Origin of the sequence: Albidovulum sp. (assembly GCF_049646345.1) — a bacterium.
GTDB lineage: Bacteria > Pseudomonadota > Alphaproteobacteria > Rhodobacterales > Rhodobacteraceae > Albidovulum.
Window position 1 is genome coordinate 1 of record NZ_JBARVQ010000881.1, and the last position, 2,699, is coordinate 2,699.

The 2,699-nt window shown below is 61.6% G+C and carries 3 protein-coding genes; 2 read left to right on the plus strand and 1 reads right to left on the minus strand.

Features of this window, described 5'->3' with window-relative positions; translation table 11 throughout:
- Positions 1-606, plus strand: a 606-nt coding sequence (locus tag WBB85_RS22995; protein WP_432640892.1) for a response regulator transcription factor, incomplete at its 5' end; no start/stop codon positions are given.
- 108 nt (positions 607-714) lie between these two features.
- On the opposite strand, the gene WBB85_RS23000 is transcribed toward WBB85_RS22995, so the two are convergent.
- Positions 715-1,164 (minus strand): DMT family transporter, encoded by a 450-nt coding sequence (locus WBB85_RS23000; RefSeq protein ID WP_432640893.1) that lies wholly within the window; start codon positions 1,162-1,164, stop codon positions 715-717.
- Between the two features lie 283 nt (positions 1,165-1,447).
- On the opposite strand from WBB85_RS23000, the gene WBB85_RS23005 reads away from it, so the two are divergent.
- Positions 1,448-2,368 carry a calcium/sodium antiporter gene (locus tag WBB85_RS23005; protein ID WP_432640894.1) on the plus strand — a complete coding sequence of 307 codons (921 nt, stop codon included), beginning with the start codon at positions 1,448-1,450 and terminating at the stop codon, positions 2,366-2,368.
- Positions 2,369-2,699 lie beyond the last annotated feature (331 nt).

Consider the following 2,699-nt stretch of genomic DNA (forward strand, 5'->3'; position numbering starts at 1 on the left):
GACCACCCGATGGTCGCCGATGGCCTCCGCGCCATTCGCGAAACCTATGCCGATGTTGCGGTCGTGGGCACCCTTGCCAACGGGCAGGAGGCGATCGATCAGGCCGAGACACTCGCGCCCGATGTGATCCTGCTGGATCTGAACATGCCGCAGATGAACGGGTTGTCGGCAACAGAGATCCTGCTGGAGCGCAATCCCGAGACGCGCATTCTGATCCTGTCGATGCATGACAGCCCGGAATACATCTCGACAGCCCTTCGTCATGGTGCGGCAGGCTATGTGCTGAAGGACGTTCCGACCGAAGAGATCAAAGAGGCGATAGACCGGGTGATGGCGGGGGAACGCTATCTTTGCACCGGGGCGACGGCGAGCCTCAAGCCCTCGACCACCGATGGGCGCGAACCGCTGACCGACCGGGAACAGACGATCCTGTTGCAACTGGCGCAGGGCAAGTCGAACAAGGATGTCGCGGCCGATCTGGATATCTCGGTCCGCACGGTCGAGACGCATCGCAAGAACATCAAACGCAAGCTCGGCATCGCCACGACGGCAGGGCTGACCCGCTATGCGATGGAACATGGCGTCCTTCAGGGAACCGGGCACTGACCAGCGCCGTCTCGGGGGGCATCGAGCCCCCCTCACCGGGCGTCGCGTTCCGCGCCGCAGCGCTCCGCGCGGGAGTATTTTTGAACAGAAGACACGTCAGGGGGAGCCCTAGCCGCGCTGGGTCAGAAAGACGCCGACAACCATAAGCCCAAGGCCCGCCGCACGGATCGGCGTGATCTGTCGCACGATTGCCCCCATAAGGCCGAACTGGTCGATGACGGCCGCCGAGAGAAGCTGGCCGAGAAGCACACAAGTGATGGCATTGCCAAGCCCGAAGCGCGGTGCGACCCAGGTGATCGACAGAACATAGAAGGCAACCAGCAACCCGGCGAGAAAGAGATGTTTCGGCTGACCCGGCGCGGCGGCGAGCGACGAGGTCCCGCCGGTTGCGATCATGGTCAATACAGCACCTGCGAAGGCCACCGTGAAAAGGATGGCGGCAGCGGCAGCAGGCGAGCCGATCCGCACCCCGAGCCGGGCGTTCAGCGCGGCAAGGATCGGGATACCTATCCCCGCCATCAGCATGATCACCGTATATCTGACTGTATCTGCCGTCATCGGTCCCACATGTCTCCGTCCGCGCCATCACCGGCACCCTGCAACGCCCGGTTCAATCTTCTGCACTGCCGTTGCAGGTGATCTTGATAGTGACACAAGGGACTGTCCATCCTCGTTTTCAGATTGCGCTCACCTCACGGTCAGGGATCCTAGGATGGGCCTGCCAGCGATCCGGGCAGTTTCCGCGGTCGACCCGAAAGCAACAATGGCAATCGCGGTGTAGATGCCCCTTGCAATCCCGTTCCGCACACCGATCTTGAGGCAACCAATTCCGGAGTGCGTCTTGACCTATTTTCTGTTTCTCGTCGGCCTCGTCGGCCTCTTTCTGGGTGGCGAGGTTTTGATCCGGGGGGCGGTCGGGGTGGCGCGGCGGTTTCATGTGCCGCCTCTGATCATCGGGCTGACCATCGTCGGTTTCGGAACCTCGACGCCGGAATTGCTGGTCGGCTTGCAGGCAGCCCTTGCGGGCGCCCCCGCGCTGGCGGTCGGCAATGTCATCGGTTCGAACATTGCAAACATCCTTCTGATCCTTGGTGCGGCGGCGCTGATCACCGCCGTGCCGCTGCCCCTGGCCCAGATGCGTCGGGATTTCGCGGTGATGATCGGATCGACCCTGCTTCTTTGGATCATGCTTCTGGGCGGCATGATCACGCGGGTTGAAGGGCTTGTTCTGGTCGGCGCGCTTGGCCTCTATCTCTGGCTCTGCCTGAGAAATGCTGCAGGATCCGAACCACCGGTCAGCGATGATCCGCCCCCGTCGCTTTGGTTCGGCCTGTCGATGGCGGTCGGCGGGCTTCTTGTGCTGATGATCGGCGCCCGGCTGCTTGTCGACAGTTCGACGATCATTGCGCGTGAATTCGGCATATCGGAGGCGGTCATCGGCCTGACGATCATCGCGGTCGGCACCTCGCTGCCTGAGCTTGCAACCGCTGTCATCGCCGCCCTTCGCGGTCATTCCGAGATTGCCGTCGGCAATATCCTCGGCTCGAACGTCTTCAACCTGCTCGGTATCCTCGGGGTCACCGCGATTGTTACGCCGATCCCGGTTGAGCCGCGCTTTGTCGGGCTGGATATGGGGCTGGCCCTTGCTGCGGCGCTGGCAATGCTCGGCTTTGCCGCCCTGCCCGGCCGGGTCGGACGGATCGGCGGCGGCGTGCTCCTGACCTTTTATGCGGGCTATATCGGGCTGATGGGATTGGGCTGACCTATACGCCGGAATCGTGTTTCTTTCGCTGAATTAACCCTCTTTTGTAATAAAAAAACCAAGACAACCCCTCACGCGACACAATATTGCGAATTTTGCCGGTTGACGCCCCATTCAAGCCTGCCTAATGTCCGCTGCACAGCAGCAATGGGACCCGGGCAGATGGCTTCGATCCTCGTACTTGTAAGGACATGGCGCATGGGCCGGTAACGGTTGACCATATTGGTTCCCATGCGCCCCGGATCAGATCCGGGGCTTTTTGTTGCTAAGGACACGATGCACGGACGGAGAGAATGGATATGTCGCGGCAGATGACCGGTGCGAAGATGGT